Source organism: Candidatus Bathyarchaeota archaeon A05DMB-5 (assembly GCA_019685655.1).
In the GTDB taxonomy this organism is placed as follows: Archaea; Thermoproteota; Bathyarchaeia; order Bathyarchaeales; family Bathycorpusculaceae; genus DSLH01.
Map to the genome: position 1 here is coordinate 20,097 of JABFQP010000001.1, position 17,143 is coordinate 37,239.

Here is a 17,143-nt window from a genome sequence, read left to right on the forward strand (position 1 = left end):
CTTTTATTAAGAAACGTTAACGAGCGTATGCTGAGTTAAAGAAGATATGATAAGATGAGGTAAAGAGCGTAGCTTATTAGGATTAGACCACTGATTACTCGGATTTTGCGGCGATGTTTGTAGGTTTTTCTGGTTAGTTTTGATGCAGAACCAGCGGCAATTCCGATGAAAATGAAAGGTAGTATTGCACCTAAACAGAAGAGTATCAAAGGAAGTGTAAATTCGGAATTTTGAAGCATCACCAGCACGCTGAACAAGAATGGAGAAATGCAAGGATCTAGAAAGTAGAAAAGGAAGCCAAGCGAAAAGAGCCCAGCATAAGTGAACGCATACCTTTCTGTCAGTTTCTTCACTAAGGATTTTGTTTGAAAGGGTAGTTTGAACAAACCCAACAGATTAAATCCGAAAATGATGACAAAAGCGCATATAATCCAAACAAAGGCATTTTGAAGACTGGGCATTGAAATTAATACTAGAGCAAAGGTTACTCCAATAAAAATGGCGGCAGAAACGAAGCCTATCCCAAAGATAATAACATACAGCATTCCTTCTTTGAAACGTGTTGCCTTTCCTATGGTGTAGCTTAGTATGAAGGATAAGATTGCAATTAGGCATGGAGAGAATGTTTCGAAAAAGCCAAGAGAAAAAGCTACTATCAAGTTTAAAGGTGTTGAAGAAGAGGGTGGAAGTGGCGTTTCCTGCAAGTACGCTTCTATAACTGTCCTGAGTTTTTCAAGAGATATTTCGTTGCTTAAAATCGTGTATTCATGGTTAACCACAACAGCAGGAACTCTCGTGAGGTTGTATTGTCGAAACCGCTGAAGCCCTTCGGAACGGCTTACGTCTATCCATTCCACATCAATTTTTCCGTCGTATTCCTTCTCTGTTTGCAGGATTAATGGCTTAGCTTTATCACAGCTTGTGCAACCTGACGGAAAGTAGAAAAACTCTACAAACACTGTAGCCGGGCTGGCATATACTAGTTGCAAACATGCCAAAAGAAGAATAATCGCCACGCAAATTCCTTCATTCAAGAATATACTCACCTTAGTTTGTGCCTTCAATGCACCCACAAATTTTATATTTAGAAATAACACATAATTAATTTTTTAGGTGATAGAAAATAGTTCAATTTACGCCCAAAAGTAAGCCAAAGGCTATGATTGCAGTGATTATGGCTTGCTTGCTTATTTTCACGATGCTCATAGTGCCCACGGCTTCTATAAGTTCCAATCCAAATGCAGAAACGAGTTTTCACAACGTCACAGTTGATATGGTTAATGGAGAGTTCGCGCTTTGTATAAATCCTTTAGTGGCGGTCTCACCATCATGCGAAGGCGATGCTGGATGCGAAATCTATGGAGAATCGTTTAACTGTAACGAGGGTTGCACACCAGAGTTTTCCATAGAGACACTAAGTCTTAGCGTCTTGATGGATACAGAGAACCAGAAAGTGATGCTTCTTGTTTACGAAATAAACGAAACACTTCAAGAGATGGTTATTTCAACAAACGTCCTATGGAGTTACATCGAGACAAGCAATCAACTTAATAGAAGTGCCTCTTTAAGCAAGTTTAGGTTTGTCGTTGAAGAAAATTCCTTAGAATTGCTTATGCTGAAGTACATTGCTCGGCATGCTGGATTTACGGTATCGCTTTTCACGATTCTTTACTCAACTTGCTCGGGAATATATAATAATTCTCGTACAGGTGTGAGTTACATGCCCGCTAATAAATCAGAGATTAAGTCAGCAGAGTTTGTAAGCTTCAATTACAGTGTAACACTCTCTGAGCACTATACTATTTTAAGCGAAGTTGCCAGCGAAATTGGTTCGCTTTATGCAAGCAGCCAAAATATTTCAATTCAACAACTTGCCAGTGCATATTACACTATGGAAAACGAAATTAGCTATTTATCTGAAATTGTGAGAATACAACTACAAAACTACGACAATGAAATTCTTAAAGCAGGAGCAATTCTAACTGACGTTGACTGTGGTGTACTCTGTGGTGCAATCATGGGGGGCGTCTGCTTCGGTATTTGTGGCTGGGCGTGCGGTTGTTTCTTCGGAAATATTCCATGCTGCGTTGGTTGCGGTGTAGTTTGTGGTCTTTTATCTGCTTTTATATGTGGTTTCCTTTGCGGTGATATACCGAGTTTATGCTCATTAGGATGTGCTGCTGTATGTGGTGCTGGTTGTGCACTGGACCCAGTAACAGGAGTGCTCTGTGATCAAGTGTGCAATGTTGGTTGTCTTCAACTAATAGGTTCCCTTTGTGGGGGTGCACCTCCACCTGGGGACGGCGGGGGCGGAGGTGGTGGCTGCCCGTTTGTTTATATCTGGAACGGCACTCAGTATGTATTGGTCAACAATCTCTTGCCGGCTTCACTAATGCATGAAAATGATATTGAGGACTATTATTGCCTTGACCTTTCATTAGTGCGCAGAGATGGAAAATATCATTTGATAATTGGCGAGTTTCAAAATGAGCATTCGTATATTGACGAACTTAAGCTCATTGCAGTTGACCACGACCCAAACCTTAACATAGCGGTGACATCTGATGGTGAAATCTTAACCTATAGGAATCCGCTTGCACCGGTATGGTGCCTTGACGATAATGGAAACATTAGGCTAAATGAGATTAGTTTCATGGATGGAAACATTTCAGACCCTACTACTTATTTCGAAGGATATCCTGATGACTACATCATTCTCAACTTTGGAAAAGTGGACTCAAGCAATGCAAAACTGATCTTCAGAACCGACGTGAAAAAAGAGTTTGAGTGCATCGAGGTTCAGGTGAAAAATAGTAGTGGAGCATGGCAAACGATAAAGGTGCTTACTCCCCGCGCCTACTGGTGTATGGAAGCAGTTAGCCTTTCACCTTACATTACCAAAGATGAAGACCTCATGGTGAGACTACTATGGAAGAGCCATCATAGACTCGACTATGTAGGCCTGGACCTCAGTCCCCAAGAAGATGTCGAAATTCGCTATGCTAACTTGGTCTCGGCGTTACATTTTGATGAAGGCGACGTGAAAGCAAAATTAAAAAATAGCGACGGCATTCACGCTGAACTGATTCCAGGGCAATTTATGAAGCTAGAATTCACCTTGCCACAAAATGCTAAAGAAGCAAGGACCCTTAATATTATGCACAAAAGGGCGTTATCATATTATAACAACGGTGAAAACATGAAACACAAGACACAAATCCTCTTTTTTCTTTTCCATACTCAAGATTTTTGTTATAAAGATATTTTATTGTTTTATATAGGATTAAAGGTAGGAACTGATTATGGAAATTTCCACGGTTCATGTTTTGTTAATACTATTCTATAGTTTTCTTGTCATTCTAGTTTTGTGGTGGTCTTGGAGGATGGGTAAAAAATTGAGATACTGGTATCCTGCGACATTTAGTGAGCTTGCTCGTTATGCTTTTCTTGGCTCCTTGACTATGGGTATCGGATTGTCCGCAGCAGCTGGATTATTTTCAGTAATAGCAAATATTCTATACGATAAACCGCTAGAAAGAGCTTTTTGCGATGCACCATTAATAGGGTTTATATCTGGTTTCATGGTTTTCTTACCGGGCTTCATGATACTATTTAAAACTAAAAGACCCGAGAAGCGAGATGCTAATGGATAACAAAAAAGTTTTAAAAGCGTTAATAGTTGCAACAATAACTTGGCTTGCTGCCTTCGCAGCATACATTGCAGCGGATTTGTGGGTATGGCGAAAAATGAACGTTCTCAATGCCTTAGCCACATCTACATCAATATTTTTAATAACTCTCTTTGGCTTGTTGTGGACAACTTTTAGGACAAAGAAATGAATTCTAGGAGATATATCACTGCAGAATGAAAGTTTAGGCTAAGAATTTTGCCATCGTTACTTCGTCAACGTGTTTGTCTCCAATCTTGTACTGTTTTTTTCACCCCTTCAATTTTGAAACCAAGTTTGTGGTAAAGGTTTATTGCAGGCTTGTTTGTTGAGAAAACCTCTAACGTGATTTTTTCTAAGCCTTCTTGTTTTTGGGACCATTCAAGTAGGTGATTCATCATTGCTGTGCCGATGCCCATTCGCCTATAATTCTTTAAAATAGTGATGCCTAAAGACGTAACATGCTTGTTCTTTTCAAATTTTCCTCTAACTAGATACGCCATGCCCACGATTTTGTCTTTAACTTGCGCGATTATGATTAGTCCTTTCCTTTTCTTTATTTCCTTAATAGTCTCTCGCCAATCTTCCCTTGAATCTTCTGGAATAATGTAATATTTCTCTGCTGCGACACTGTTAACGACGCTTTTTATTTCGAGTGCATCGGCTTCTTCAGCTTCTCGTATTGTCACAGGTTCTTTCTTTTTCGCCGACGCCTTGTTCATCAGATAATCATGCCAGCTTATTCTGTTCTAAATCCTCAAGGCTGGGAAGCCCCGGTCTGGCGCCTATTTTCATTATGCATCTTGACGCTACAAAATTGCCAAGTTTTCCACATTCGTAAAGGCTTTTGTTGCGAAGCAGTCCGTAGAGAAAACCTGCGCAGAAAGCGTCGCCTGCACCTGTCGTATCGATGACTTGAACTTTGAAAGGCTTTATCAAGTGTTTTTCTTTTCCGTCCGTCACATAACAGCCTTTGCTGCCGAGTTTTACGGCAACCACTCTCACGCCTTTCTCAAGCAGCAACTCAGTGCCTTTTTCATAATCATTCATTTTTGTTAACAGTTTAAGCTCGGCTTGATTTGGCATCAAAACAAACGCCTTGCTTATCATTGGCTCCAGCTTGGCGATTCCTTTTCGCGCATACAACTCTCCTGGGTCAAGACTTACCTTAACAGTTTTGGGAAGGGCTTCAACTAGTTTTCTCTGGGCTTGAAAGGATTTCTCTCCGACAAAAGATGTTAAATGCAGAAACTTCGTTTGGAAAGCATACTTTTTGTCTATTTCCTCAAAGCCTATCGCGTCGTTCACGCCAGGGTCCACATACAATGCTCGCTCGCCTTTCTCATCCACAAACCCCATCACCACGCCGCTTCGCCCATCATTCACGTGGACAATGCCGCTTGTGTCGACGCCTTCTCTGCGAAAATCTTCAACCAGCATCTCGCCCTCTCTGTCACTTGCTACTTTTCCAATAAAGCCCACCTTGCATTTAAGCCTCGCCAAACCCACGATTGTGTTAGCTGCTGAGCCACCGCAAGCTTCTTCGCAGTCTATTATGAAGCCCTCCTCTTCCGCACCAGCTATCTTATTTACTCTGAAGAGTTTGTCTACGTTTAACGCGCCAAATCCAACAACGTCAAAACGTGTCATGCGAACAGCTCGCGCAAATAAATCTTATACTCACCCAATTTTCCACCGTAGTTTCCAGCAGAAACCTTCACAACACCATCAACGTCCACAGCTGCTTCGATGCCGACTTTCATGGCCTTTTTCACCGCATCCAAAGAGACACCGTTAATCACTATTTCAGGAATATAGCCAACACCCTCGGGAACCTTCGATTCCTTGCCCAACTTTTTCTTAAGCGATGGACAATAAGGATGATTTGTTGTCGGACCAATCCATGGAAAACGCGTTTCAGGCTTTGACCCAGCAGAGCAAATATCAAAGGAAGTTATTACGCCGTTTATCTTGTGTATAGCGCTTAAGGCTTTTGCACCAGCCTCTTTAAGCGCCTCTTTAGTTTTGCACATCACCCAAAAGTTTGCGCCCATCACGCCATGCGCGTAGCCAATGTGGCGTTCAATTATGAAGTCTGGAACCATTATCGGCACAACTATCACTTCGCGTCCATAACGTTTTTCAGTCCACTCGTAGCCGTCGCCACAGTGCCCCACACGTTCCATCATGTCGATTTTTCCTTCAGCTTTGGGCATTGCATCAAAAACTGCTGTGAACGGCTTAACGAGAATGTCTTGCCTTATCCTGTAAGAAAGCTCGATTTCAAATTTCTTTAATGAGTCGCTGAATGGTTTTTTGGGGTCTATTCCGCCCCAGAATTGCAGAACCACGCCTTTGCGGTTGTCTGGAGTTTCTTTTTCTTTCAGCCACTTCTCTATTCCACCTTCAACTCTGCCTATGACTATGGATGGAGTTGCTGTCGCATGCAACGCGGCTTTCCGCAAAGTCTCTTCATCATCAGCAGTCACAATCACCCGACAATAGACGCCTTCAAAAGCTTCCGCGTAAGTGTCTTCAACCAAACCTTTCTTAACCATTCTATCCCAACCGCCCGATGGCTTCTCCTCTCACTTTTTTCCTAAATTCGCTACTCTCTTTTGCCAGAGTTTCCATATTCTCGTTTGTTATTATTTTAACTTTAGGCAACTTGCTGGGATATAACCTAAAAAGATTAGCGAGCAAAGTTTTGTTTACTCCGCTTTTTGCTAACGATTCACGAGTCCAATTCTCAACAAGCCGTAGGGTTTGCTCTTTTCCGAAAGCGGCAAAGGCATCTGCAATAACAGCGGTTACTATGCTGTTTTCTGTCAAAACTGCAATTTCAGCATTCTTCACGGCGTATTGGTTGCCATTGAAAGAAACTGTTAAGCCGCCGTGTTCGCGAACAAGTCTGAAGGCTTCAACGTCTGTTATGCTGTCGCCAACATACATAACATCCGCCAATGCAACGCATACTTTCTGCGCTACGTCCTTTATCGCTTCAGCCTTCTCGCAGCCGCCAACAGGATTAACCTCATCCAAAATCTTTCCAAGCTCCATACTTGCCATTTCAGTCCAGAAAATTTCATCAAGCCTCCGAATCGTTTTCTGGTCTTGTTCTGAAAAATCCTCAATAGCCCTTGCATTTTTAGGAATAGTCATCAGAGGCATCTTGGCGATTTCCTTTGCAAGTTTTTCCAGTTTTGCTTTTTCCTTTTCTGTTATGCGATATTTGTCGATGTTTAGTTTTGTGTAGTAAGTGTTCTCGTATGGAAAAGCTATTGCTTTGCATAAGGCTTTTAGGTAATGCTCGTAGCTTGTGCTCACGATAAACGCGTAAGCCACTTTTCTAACGTGCCGCACCGTGTCCTTCACGTTTGAGATTAAAATTAGATTTTGCGCTGAGAACTCGCGCATTTTATTATCTGTAACATTATAAGCTTTAAGGAAAGGAAGGATGAGCTTTAACGTGTCGCCAGCCTTGTAATGTGGTTTCTTGAGAACATCTGCCAAAACATCGTCATATTTGCTGATGACCGTGAAGAGTTTGTCGCCGTCTGGAACAAAATGCGCTGTCAGTTCAAAGGCATTATCGTTTTTGGATATGGGTCCTTCACAGTCGGAAACGAAGACGCGCTTCACTTTTTGCGCCTCAACTTCTCCATGTGTTTTATGCTCTTTTCTATGTGCTGTGGTGAGGCGATGTCTGTTCTGTGCCAGAGCGCTCCGCCTTTCACGGCTTTAACGCCTTCCAAAGATAGTTGTCGTGCTTCGCTGATGTCTTCGCCTATGCCTATAACGCCTACGGCTCGGGATTTAAGCGCGAAAGTTTCGCCGTCACGCAGTTCCATTGCTGCTGGATAAACACGAACCTTGCCATGGTATTTTTTTGTCAGTGCATATGCTTTTGTCAGGTCAATATGCGTGCCAATTTCCTTTTTGTCCACTAGATGGGGGAACACATCCATGTAGCCGCCGTAGTTTGGCGGAACCTTATAAGTTAAAACCGTCGCTGCTTCTTCCAGCTCCACACGTGTTAGGCTGCCTTCCAAAATTTTGAAGCAAACATCCACAAAATCATCCTTCAAAATTGGCAGAATATTAATTATTTCTGGGTCGCCGGGTCGACTGTTATTCTCAAGAATTTTAGGCTCTTTGCCCGTGTGCATGAAAGCCACGTAAAAGGGAACACCTCGCAAGCCAGCATTATCTTTTCTTTTCCATTTTTCGAAGATTCTGTTAACAATTTCTATTTCTTTGGCTCTATCCGTTTTTGTCATGAAAGGCAAAACATCGCCAACATCTTTGTAGGAGCCCATGCCTCCTGTGTTTGGTCCTTTGTCGTCGTCAAAGGCGCGTTTGTAGTCTCTTGTTTCTGGCAAGGGCACGAGGTGTTTGCCGTCGCAGAAAGCTTGGAAGCTTGATTCTTCGCCTTCGATTTTCTCTTCTATTATGACCGCGCCATGTTGGAAATTAGCTAGAAAATGCTCCATAAGTTGCTCTCGGGTTGAGAAGTGGTCGCCCCAAACGCCAACGCCTTTTCCTGCAGCGGGCTGGTCTGGCTTCACAACAGCCATATTATTCAGTTCATCAAGCCATTTGTAAACTGCTTTTTTCGCTTCTTCCTGGTTTTTGTAGCTTTTTGGGTGGAAGATTTTGAAGCGAGGATTCGCCGTCGGAACGATTTCTTCGAATAGCATGCGTTGCTGCACTTTGCTTGCTTCTATGGCGCAGTCTTTTGTTGGGCAAATCATAGGTATGCCAGCGTGCTTTTCCACGAGGTCACGGACTCCTTCGATTATGGGTTTTTCTGGACCAACAATGCCAAAGTCGATTTTGTCTTTGTGGTTTTCTGCGAATTTGCAGATTTCCTCAACATTCAAGTCGGGTATGACCACGTGTTGTGTGGCGTTTTTTGCGTTGAAGGGGTTTCGTTGTTTATCTGCAATGTAAAGGTTCACATTGTAGTTTTGGCTTCGCGTGAAAGCGTCAATCATAGCGACTTCTCTTGCGCCATACGATACTACGAGTATGCCTACTTTTTCCATGCTTCAATCCCGTCGAGACTGTGAAAAGAGTAAACGTAAAGCCTAATTATCTTTTGGCTAATCACATGTTTTGAACTAGCTGTTCTATCTCGTAAAGGCGGCCTTTTTCTTCGTAGCCTTCAAGGAAACGTTTCTTCATTTCATCTGCGATTTTCTGTGCAAGCGGTGTTGGATACTTGCCGGTTATGCATGCCATGCAAAGCTGGTCTCGCGTGAAGCCTGTTGCCTTCACAAAGTTTTCTATTGACTGGTAACGCACCGCGTCTGCACCGATTATTTCAGCTATTTCTTCTGGCGTGTGTTTTGAGCCGATTAGTTGTCCGTAAGTTGCCATGTCTATTCCGTAGAAGCATGGTCCAATGATGCGTGGGAAAGTCACGAATAAGTAGACTTTTTTGGCGCCCATTCTGCGAAGCTTTTCTATCACAACTTTTGTTGTGTCGCCGCGGACTACGCTGTCTTCGGTTATTATGACACGTTTGGCTTCAAATTTTGTGGGTAAAATGTTGATTTTCTTGTCAATTGTTGCGTATCGTTCTTTGTTTAGGAGAATGAAGGCTCTTTCGGTCACGTAGCGATGTCTCCGCGAAGCCCTTTCCCATCTTAACCCAGACTCTTCATGCGCTCCCAAAGCAGCATCATCGCCTGTTTCTGGCAACGAAATGATTACGTCCGCGTCTTTAACTATGTCAGGGTTTTCTCTGACAAGGTTTCTTCCAAACTCTTCGCGAACTTCATAAACGTATTTATCGTCAAACCGTGAGTCGGGACGAGCAAAATATGCAAATTCGAAAGCGCAAAAGGCCTTATGGTTGCAATTGACTAGCTTTTCTTTTTGGAAACCGCTTTTTGTCACGGTTATGAGTTCGCCGGGTTCGATTTCGTGGTCTCGTTGAAAACCGTTTATGTCTAAGCCTACGGTTTCCGAGGAGAACGCAAAAATTGTTTTTTCCATGTTGTATCCAGCGCATAGTGGTCTTATTCCATGCGGGTCTTTAAAGGCGAAGAATTTGCCGTCTTTTGTTATGCCAGACACGGAGAAAGCGCCTTCAATTTCTTGCATGCATGCTTCAACTGCTGGCGTGAGAGATTTGCCTTTCATGAGTTCGATGAGGAGTTTGTGGCAGATGAGGTCTGCGTCGCATTCGTAAGAAAAGCCTAGAAACTCTTTAGTTATTTCTTTTTTTATTTGGAATGTGTTGACTACGTTGCCGTTGAAGGAGACTGCGAGTTTGTGTCCGTTTTTTGAGGCTGTAACGGGTTGTGTGCCTTTTATGAGGGATTTCTTGTCGGTTTTTCCAGAAGTAGTGTATCTAACATTTGCGATGCCAACATTGCCTGGCAATCGCCCGAACCATTCTTGGATGGCGCTTGTTTTTATTTTAGGTATTAGGTCTAAGCTCCTGTGCACATAGAATTTGCCATCGTGGTATGTGAGAAAACCGTGTGATTGATGCCCACGGTGGTTTTGGGCGCGCATTCCCCAGTATATGTAAGGGAATATGGGCTGGTTTGCGTAGTTTATTGCGGCGAAGACTCCGCAGCCTATTTGGGTTCCCCTCCTGTCTGATGGGCAATAGAAATGAGTAGTTATTTATCAGCTTTTAGAAACATTTTTAAGTAAAAAGTCCATGAACTGTAAGCTATGCCTAATTTTATGGTTTTATGTCTAAAACTTCCTTTCGTTCTTTGCCTTTCAAGTCTCGAATTGCATAAAGTGTGATTACTGCGGAAACGCCTTTTTGTCTTAGTGACTTTACATAGTTGAGAACTTTTTCTTTGTCGCCTCGCATGCAATCTTTCAGCGCCCAGCCAACGCCTTTTCGTACCATATCCTCTCCATCCCAAATTAAATTGTCACATAACGCTAACGCTTTATCTGTAAATTTTCCGCTCATCCCCACTTTTCGTGTGAACACAACAACGCTTGCTCTCCGTTTCCATAAATTGTCTGATTTGTTCCATTTTTCTAAAAGGTTAAGGGTTTCCTTTGGATATGCCATCAACAAAGGCTGCATAACATAAAGGCTGAATCCATCCGTGGTTCCCCAATTGTTGAGGCAGCCAGCAATTTCATTCAAAAAACCGAAGTCTGAGGACTTCATTTCTTTTACTCCTTGTGCCAAAATTACAATTCCGAAGGTTGATTGTTCGGAATACTCAGATTCGAAGAACATTCTTGAGAGGTCAAGTTTTTCTTGTAAACTTAATTGTTTGAAGGTATTGCGGTGTTTTTTGATAAGTTCCTCGAGCTCTGCGGTTTTGATTCCGTAAGACTTGTGCCTCGCTGTTTTGTGATAATATTTGTCCAGTTTAGCTCTTTCAGCATCAGCCATTTTCTCCAGTTCACTGACAATTTCCAAATACAAATCCTTTATTTTCACACGCAAACCCTTGTAAACTCTTTATGAACGAAGCAACCGTTCTTATCGTTTTCGACAGCCAAAAGTGACCGAGTAATTGGTCACTTTTTCCACAATGAATAATTGGGTTATCCATATGTTTAGTTTCTTTCAAGGAAGTGGAAAATATGCAAGCGCCACCTATGGAAACGAAACCGGACTATGCCACGTTTAGGCATTACTTGTTTTTCTGGTCTGGACAGCTTGTTTCTTTGCTCGGTTCGTCTATTGCACAGTTTATCATAATATGGTGGATAACTGTCACAACGCAAAGCGCGTTATATTTGTCGCTTGCGTATTTTCTAGGTTTGGCTCCAATGGTGATTCTTGCTCCGTTTACCGGCGTTTTCGCTGACCGCTGGAACCGCAAAATGCTAATTGCAACTGTGGATTTGCTACAGGCAGTGGCTACCATAATTCTTATAGTGTTTTTCTGGTTTGGAAACATCTCAGTTTGGATAGTGTTGCTTCTGCTTTCTTTTCGAGGCGTTTTCCAAGCTTTTCACTCGCCAACTGTCTCTGCAATCACTCCTTCGATGGTTCCTCAAGACAAGTTAAGCCGAATGAACGGATTGAACTATCTTTTTTCTGGAGCGGTATATCTGGTTGGTCCCATTTTGGCGGCGGTTTTACTTCAAACGTGGCAAATTTATCAGATTCTATGGGTGGATGTCGCAACCTTCTTAGTGGCAATAGTCCCTCTATTGATGATAAGGATACCTTCTGTCAAAAAGAAAAGCGAGAACCGCTCGTTCAAAGCAGACCTCGTGGAAGGATTCAGTTTCATCAAACATGCAAGAGGCTTCATGCCTCTCATCGTATTAGCGACCGCCCTAAACTTTCTCTTCACGCCTTTCTCCACTTTGCTTTCTTACTTTGTGGTTTTTGACCATTTTGGAGGAGCTACAGAGTTGGCTCTTGTCACCGCTTCATTGCAAGCGGGAATTCTTGCTGGCGGCTTGTTCATGTCGGTTAAGAAGGAAATTAAAAACAAAATGGCAGTGTGCATGGCTTCGATTTTTATTGCTTTTGTTGGATATACACTTGCAGCGTTGACTCCTACTGGCATGTTTTGGTTCATGGCTCTAAGCGTGCTAATCCTAACTTTGTGCCTTCCAGTGGCTAACGTTCTAATACAAACAATAACGCAGACGCTTGTTCCTTTAAACATGCAAGGCAGAGTAAACGCGGTTACGATGGCGTTAGCCACTGCTGCCCAACCGGCTGGAATGATTATTTCTGGAGCCATTGTGCAGTTTGTTAGAGCATCTTACCTGTTTATTGGATGTAGCCTTTTAGGAATGTTGATACTAATATTTTCTTGGTTCTTCACCGATGTTAAACACATAGAAGAAACAAAATCTATAGAATTAGGAACATCATAGCAATGCGTTTTTCAAGTTTGGCTATTCTACTGTGCTCGATGTTATGCTTAATTCTGCACCAGAAATCACGTGTATCCACCAGTTCAGCGCAGTATATGAATCATTATAGTATACTACAAGTCGCGCCACAGAATCTACTGGAGCATCACATGGAACATTTCCATTCCACGATAAAGTCCTGGTTTTGGAAGGCTTAAGCGTTAATGTTTGCCGTGTCCCGCTCCAAGTCCAAGCGTTCCCTTCAAAAGCTATGTTGATAAGCCATGTGCCTTCCACCTTGCCAGTGTTTTTGAATGTAATCCTAACCGTGAAAGCCTCGCATGGCGCTTTATCAACCACGCCGCCTTCGCTTCCACATGCCAAGCAAGCCAACGATTGACTGGACGAATTAAAAAGCGAACCAAGCAAAACAATAATCAGCGTAACTGATGAGAAAGAACATAACATCAACTTCTTATTCATTAGCTTTCTTCCTCCAAAAAATACAAAAAGGAACAAGTCCTCTTTATGCGTTCTGCAGTATACTTCTATAACATAATAATAGAACTTTCTATTAGAACCAAACGCCCAAGGTATAAATAAGGGGGGTATAGAAACCCGAGAGCAACAAGTTTTTCAACCTATCGTCTTAAGCAAATCAGAACGCGTCACAATACCAACAATCTCTTTTCCCCTCGCCACTAAAACGCCTTGATGCTTCTCCAAAATCCGCCGAACAACATCAATACTCGCTTCTTCCTGAACCGTTGGCAAAGGACCAACCATAACATTCTTAACCTTCTCCTCCGCCAAATTCGAACGCAAATTCCGAATAATAACTTCTTCAGTCACTGTCCCAATAACTCTGCTTCCACTCATCACAGGCATCTGCGAAATAGCATGACGCATCATAACGTCACTCACCCGCAAAATAGTATCATTCGGCTTCGCAAAAAGCACACCCTTAGTCATTATATCCCTACACTTACTCTGCTTAGTCACAGTCAAAACCTGCAAAATCCTGTTAATCGTCGAAAGCCTAGGATCAACCTTCCCCTGCTCAATCTTAGCAATATGCGCCTGCGAAACACCAACAAGCTCCGCCAATTTCTTCTGCGTTAAACCAGCATCTACCCTTAATTTTTTAAGCGTTGTTCCCGTTATAGCCAAAAATAACCACCAGTTATTTTCCTTTATAAATTAATACAGTAAAATATATATTTAATGGTTTGCATACACCTTAGACTTCTCAATGGAGAAAGGACACAATGCGAAACATAATCGTCGAAGACCTAAAACAAACACCCCTCGAAAAACAACGCATTGAAATAGTCGAAAGAAAAGGCTTAGGACACCCAGATTACATGTGCGACGCAGTAATGGACAGCATCTCAATACGCCTAAGTAAAGAATACCTAGAAAAAGCCGGAACAATACTGCATCACAACGTCGACAAATCACTCCTAGTAGCTGGAGAATCCGAACCAAAATTTGGAGGGGGCACAATAAAACAACCAATGCTCTTCGTATTCGGCGACAGAGCAACATCAGAAATTGGAGAAATCAAAATAGACATCAACCAAATAGCCATACAAACAGCAAAAGAATGGTTCAAAAACAACATGCGCTTCATAGACCCAGAAAAACACGTAAAATACCAAGTAGAACTAAAACCAGGCTCAATAGGCTTAATAGACATCTTCCAACGCAAAGGCAAAGTCCTAGGTGCAAACGACACATCCGCAGCAGTAGGCTACGCACCAATGACAAAAACAGAAAAAATAGTTAAAAAAACCGAACAATTCTTAAACTCAAAAGAGTTTAAACAACGTTTTCCAGAATCCGGCGAAGACATAAAAGTAATGGGCTTCAGAAACAACAACCACCTAAAACTAACAGTCGCCATGGCATTTGTCGACCGATTCATAAACAGCGAAGAAGACTACTTTGAAAAGAAAACAAAAATTCTCGAAGAAACCCGCAAGTTTGTAACAGCAAACACAGACTTTGACGACATCACCATCGAACTAAACACCCTAGACGTGCAAGGAAGAGGATTAAGCGGCTTATACCTAACAGTCCTAGGCACAAGCGCAGACAGCGGAGACTCCGGACAAGTTGGCAGAGGAAACCGCGTAAACGGCTTAATATCCCTAAACAGACCCTTCTGCTCCGAAGCAGCAGCAGGCAAAAACCCAGTAAGCCACGTAGGAAAAATCTACAACGTTCTCACATACAAAATCGCACAACACGTTTACGAAGAAGTGCCAGAAGTTGAAGAAGTCTACATTTGGCTTCTAAGCAAAATTGGAAGCCCCATAGACCAGCCAGCAGTAGCAGCAGCCCAAGTCATAATGAAAGGCAACAACAACCTGGACAAAGTCAGGTATGAAATAAACGATGTACTTGACTGCGAACTGGAAAACATAGACAAATTCTGCTATGAACTAGCTCAAGGAAAAATCCAAACCTACTAACCTAATTCCACATGCTAAAGCGTTTACTTGCTTAAACATAAATTTCTTGTTACTGTAACCTTTGTTTAGGTGTGAAAATTGCAAATTAGCTCGCTGAAGATATTAGCATTAACTGTGGGCATCTTCTTTTTCACAAACAATCTCTCCACAAGTTTTCTCCCAATCTATTACATGGAAATAGGCTTAAACGTAAACGAAATTGTCCAACTTTTACTCTCAACTTTTATAGTGATAGGATTACTCCCAATAACACTGCTTAAACTCGTGAAGAACTTTGAAAAAATAATAACATTCGGAATCCTCTCCACCGCACTCTTTTTCGTAACCCTAATCTACATAAAGAACCCCATAATTTTAGGATTAACCTACGGATTAAGCATAGCCACCTTCTGGCCAAGCTTTAACCTTCTACAATTCCGCTTAAGCGAAACACAAATTCGCGCCAGAACTGTAAGCCTATTCTCCTCAATAATTCCCTCCATTGCAAGCATAATCGGTCCCGCGGTTGGCGGTTTTGTCGCGTCAACTTTTGGTTTTCCAACACTTTTTGCAATTTCAATTGCATTATACATTACCGCTTTCCTCTTCTCAAGGCACATAAAATTTCAGCTTGAAACTCACAAATTTACAATTCCAAAAACCAGAACATTCAAAATATTCTTCATCTCCTTCATTCTTCTAGGCCTATCAGAAGCTTATTGGCTCGCCTATCCATTATTTGTTAACAAAATTTCCGGAGGAACTTTTCAGATGGGACTAGTTCTAGCCGCAAGCGCTGTGCTAATCTGCGGAGTAACTTTTCTTGTTAATTGGCTTTCAGACATCAAAAGAACACGCGTGAATTTCGCTATCATCGGCGCAGTTCTAAACGCAATATGGTATTTTGCTATATCTTTCGCATCTGTACCGCAAGAAATTGTTGCTTTGTCGCTTCTTTCAGGATTTGCAAGCGCCTTCTCCCTTTCATGGTTTGCCCATTACGGAGACTCCTTCAGCAAAGAATATTATGCAAGCATACTGGTCATGCTGGAAGCAGGACTGATGATTGGCAGAATCTTAAACCTCGCACCGACCAACATTTTCATATCAACCGCAAACTACACAAACTATTTCACGCTCTTAGGTTTAGTGTGGCTCCTCCTAATCCCCCTATATTTGATTGCCAAAAGAACGAAAACAGGTGCAATCTAGCTTTTCGGTTTATGCGCCTGCACTAAAACATGCGAATACTCTTCGCCTTCCAAAGGCAACAAATCCATAGGATTATACGGCCAAATTCCAGAATACACTTCCTCAATCCAATCAAGAACAAGCCCCGCCTTATTCAATGTCTTTTTCAGCCTCTTTTCACTTGCCATTTGCCCAAAACCATGCGTCTCAGCCAACTTCATGCTTTCAGAACCTTCCTCAAACCACAAAGAAGAAAAGATGACTTTACCATTAGTTTGCAGAACACGTGCAGCCTCCATAAACGCTAAAGTGGCTTCAGGAACGTTGTCAAAACCAAAATTTGAAGTTACCGTAGATAAGACATTGCTCTTGAAAGCTAAATGTTTAGCGTCGGTTACAACTAAAGAAATTTTCTTGTAAGTATTCGCTCTTTTTGCTTTACTCATAGCACCGCGTAAAGGTTTCTCATCTATGTCCGTTCCAATAATGAAAACCGCACTGGAACTTTTCTCAGCCAACGGCAGAATAAATCTGCCCATTCCAGTTGCAACATCCAAAACAGTGTTACCAGATTCTTTGCACGAAGCAATTGTGCAACCTATTAGTTTGTCCATGAGCTTTTTCAACGCGTTTTTCTGGTCATCTCTCAAATATGAATTGTACTGCCTCTGTATCTCATCATATCTTTTTTCATCTGCCACGTTAACCTTCCATTCAAACTCGCCAGCCGAAACTTTCGCATCTTTTAACAATCCAATTTCTTCCTTAACCTGAAACAAGTGCCCACGGCTACACTTAAAATACCCATTAACAAAACGCTCATTCGACTCGTTGCCTTCAAAAATTAACTGACTCCGACAAAGCGGACACGCAATAAAATCTATAAGTTCTTTACGCACCACCGCTCCCTCCAAAAATCGAGATAGGCACTTGATTCTAAAACTTTGTCGCTCACAAAACAGAAAATTCAAGGATTGCGCAGTGCAATAAGGGTTAAAACATTTAAATGGTTAG

17 protein-coding genes are annotated in these 17,143 nt (G+C 42.1%); 6 read left to right on the plus strand and 11 right to left on the minus strand.

What is annotated here, in order from left to right:
* Positions 1 to 35 precede the first annotated feature (35 nt).
* The gene (locus HM003_00115; GenBank protein ID MBX5327747.1) at positions 36 to 1,034 is read right to left on the minus strand and encodes a cytochrome c biogenesis protein; all 999 of its coding nucleotides are present in this window, start codon (positions 1,032 to 1,034) and stop codon (positions 36 to 38) included.
* A gap of 125 nt (positions 1,035 to 1,159) precedes the next feature.
* Here HM003_00115 and HM003_00120 point away from each other — a divergent pair, with 125 nt between their 5' ends.
* From HM003_00120 to HM003_00130, 3 genes are read left to right on the plus strand one after another with little or no spacing between them, the layout of a single operon-like run.
* Positions 1,160 to 3,346: a hypothetical protein gene (locus HM003_00120; GenBank protein ID MBX5327748.1), complete on the plus strand. Its 2,187-nt coding sequence runs from the start codon at positions 1,160 to 1,162 to the stop codon at positions 3,344 to 3,346.
* A gap of 37 nt (positions 3,347 to 3,383) precedes the next feature.
* On the plus strand, positions 3,384 to 3,653 hold the full coding sequence (locus HM003_00125; GenBank protein ID MBX5327749.1) for a hypothetical protein: 270 nt from the start codon (positions 3,384 to 3,386) through the stop codon (positions 3,651 to 3,653).
* The gene (locus HM003_00130) at positions 3,646 to 3,840 is read left to right on the plus strand and encodes a hypothetical protein (GenBank protein ID MBX5327750.1); all 195 of its coding nucleotides are present in this window, start codon (positions 3,646 to 3,648) and stop codon (positions 3,838 to 3,840) included. Before HM003_00125 ends, HM003_00130 begins: the two co-directional genes overlap by 8 nt.
* A gap of 64 nt (positions 3,841 to 3,904) precedes the next feature.
* On the opposite strand, the gene HM003_00135 is transcribed toward HM003_00130, so the two are convergent.
* The 7 genes from HM003_00135 to HM003_00165 all read right to left on the minus strand — a co-directional run bounded on the left by HM003_00135 (position 3,905) and on the right by HM003_00165 (position 11,106).
* Complete coding sequence (locus HM003_00135; GenBank protein ID MBX5327751.1) at positions 3,905 to 4,390, minus strand: GNAT family N-acetyltransferase; 486 nt, start codon at positions 4,388 to 4,390, stop codon at positions 3,905 to 3,907.
* 7 nt (positions 4,391 to 4,397) lie between these two features.
* On the minus strand, positions 4,398 to 5,318 hold the full coding sequence (locus tag HM003_00140) for a carbohydrate kinase family protein (GenBank protein ID MBX5327752.1): 921 nt from the start codon (positions 5,316 to 5,318) through the stop codon (positions 4,398 to 4,400).
* On the minus strand, positions 5,315 to 6,226 hold the full coding sequence (locus HM003_00145) for a formylmethanofuran--tetrahydromethanopterin N-formyltransferase (GenBank protein ID MBX5327753.1): 912 nt from the start codon (positions 6,224 to 6,226) through the stop codon (positions 5,315 to 5,317). Before HM003_00145 ends, HM003_00140 begins: the two co-directional genes overlap by 4 nt.
* A 1-nt stretch (position 6,227) precedes the next feature.
* A complete protein-coding gene (locus tag HM003_00150; protein MBX5327754.1) occupies positions 6,228 to 7,310 on the minus strand; it encodes an HAD hydrolase family protein in 1,083 nt (360 codons plus the stop codon).
* Entirely contained in the window at positions 7,307 to 8,716 is a 1,410-nt protein-coding gene (locus HM003_00155; protein ID MBX5327755.1) for an ATP-grasp domain-containing protein, read from the minus strand. Before HM003_00155 ends, HM003_00150 begins: the two co-directional genes overlap by 4 nt.
* Before the next feature lie 61 nt (positions 8,717 to 8,777).
* Positions 8,778 to 10,196, minus strand: a complete 1,419-nt coding sequence (locus tag HM003_00160; protein MBX5327756.1) for an amidophosphoribosyltransferase — start codon at positions 10,194 to 10,196, stop codon at positions 8,778 to 8,780.
* Positions 10,197 to 10,371: 175 nt separating this feature from the next.
* A complete protein-coding gene (locus HM003_00165; GenBank protein ID MBX5327757.1) occupies positions 10,372 to 11,106 on the minus strand; it encodes a DNA alkylation repair protein in 735 nt (244 codons plus the stop codon).
* 155 nt (positions 11,107 to 11,261) lie between these two features.
* Here HM003_00165 and HM003_00170 point away from each other — a divergent pair, with 155 nt between their 5' ends.
* Entirely contained in the window at positions 11,262 to 12,503 is a 1,242-nt protein-coding gene (locus tag HM003_00170) for an MFS transporter (GenBank protein MBX5327758.1), read from the plus strand.
* 21 nt (positions 12,504 to 12,524) lie between these two features.
* On the opposite strand, the gene HM003_00175 is transcribed toward HM003_00170, so the two are convergent.
* Both HM003_00175 and HM003_00180 read right to left on the minus strand, forming a co-directional pair.
* Positions 12,525 to 12,965: a hypothetical protein gene (locus HM003_00175; protein ID MBX5327759.1), complete on the minus strand. Its 441-nt coding sequence runs from the start codon at positions 12,963 to 12,965 to the stop codon at positions 12,525 to 12,527.
* 153 nt (positions 12,966 to 13,118) lie between these two features.
* Positions 13,119 to 13,652, minus strand: coding sequence for a CBS domain-containing protein (locus HM003_00180; protein ID MBX5327760.1), 534 nt, complete (start codon positions 13,650 to 13,652; stop codon positions 13,119 to 13,121).
* A 98-nt stretch (positions 13,653 to 13,750) separates the two neighbouring features.
* Here HM003_00180 and HM003_00185 point away from each other — a divergent pair, with 98 nt between their 5' ends.
* Positions 13,751 to 14,959: a methionine adenosyltransferase gene (locus tag HM003_00185; protein MBX5327761.1), complete on the plus strand. Its 1,209-nt coding sequence runs from the start codon at positions 13,751 to 13,753 to the stop codon at positions 14,957 to 14,959.
* 78 nt (positions 14,960 to 15,037) lie between these two features.
* Positions 15,038 to 16,150 (plus strand): hypothetical protein, encoded by a 1,113-nt coding sequence (locus HM003_00190; protein ID MBX5327762.1) that lies wholly within the window; start codon positions 15,038 to 15,040, stop codon positions 16,148 to 16,150.
* Here the strand turns inward: HM003_00190 and HM003_00195 are convergent.
* Positions 16,147 to 17,028: a class I SAM-dependent methyltransferase gene (locus tag HM003_00195; protein ID MBX5327763.1), complete on the minus strand. Its 882-nt coding sequence runs from the start codon at positions 17,026 to 17,028 to the stop codon at positions 16,147 to 16,149. The genes HM003_00190 and HM003_00195 overlap by 4 nt on opposite strands.
* Positions 17,029 to 17,143: the final 115 nt, after the last annotated feature.

Coding starts and splice junctions, on each gene's coding strand:
- HM003_00120 (MBX5327748.1), top strand. CDS start 1,160: ATGATTGCAGTGATTATGGCTTGCTTGCTTATTTTCACGATGCTCATA.
- HM003_00125 (MBX5327749.1), top strand. CDS start 3,384: ATGGGTAAAAAATTGAGATACTGGTATCCTGCGACATTTAGTGAGCTT.
- HM003_00130 (MBX5327750.1), top strand. CDS start 3,646: ATGGATAACAAAAAAGTTTTAAAAGCGTTAATAGTTGCAACAATAACT.
- HM003_00135 (MBX5327751.1), bottom strand. CDS start 4,390: ATGAACAAGGCGTCGGCGAAAAAGAAAGAACCTGTGACAATACGAGAA.
- HM003_00140 (MBX5327752.1), bottom strand. CDS start 5,318: ATGACACGTTTTGACGTTGTTGGATTTGGCGCGTTAAACGTAGACAAA.
- HM003_00145 (MBX5327753.1), bottom strand. CDS start 6,226: ATGGTTAAGAAAGGTTTGGTTGAAGACACTTACGCGGAAGCTTTTGAA.
- HM003_00155 (MBX5327755.1), bottom strand. CDS start 8,716: ATGGAAAAAGTAGGCATACTCGTAGTATCGTATGGCGCAAGAGAAGTC.
- HM003_00160 (MBX5327756.1), bottom strand. CDS start 10,196: ATGCGCGCCCAAAACCACCGTGGGCATCAATCACACGGTTTTCTCACA.
- HM003_00170 (MBX5327758.1), top strand. CDS start 11,262: ATGGAAACGAAACCGGACTATGCCACGTTTAGGCATTACTTGTTTTTC.
- HM003_00175 (MBX5327759.1), bottom strand. CDS start 12,965: ATGAATAAGAAGTTGATGTTATGTTCTTTCTCATCAGTTACGCTGATT.
- HM003_00185 (MBX5327761.1), top strand. CDS start 13,751: ATGCGAAACATAATCGTCGAAGACCTAAAACAAACACCCCTCGAAAAA.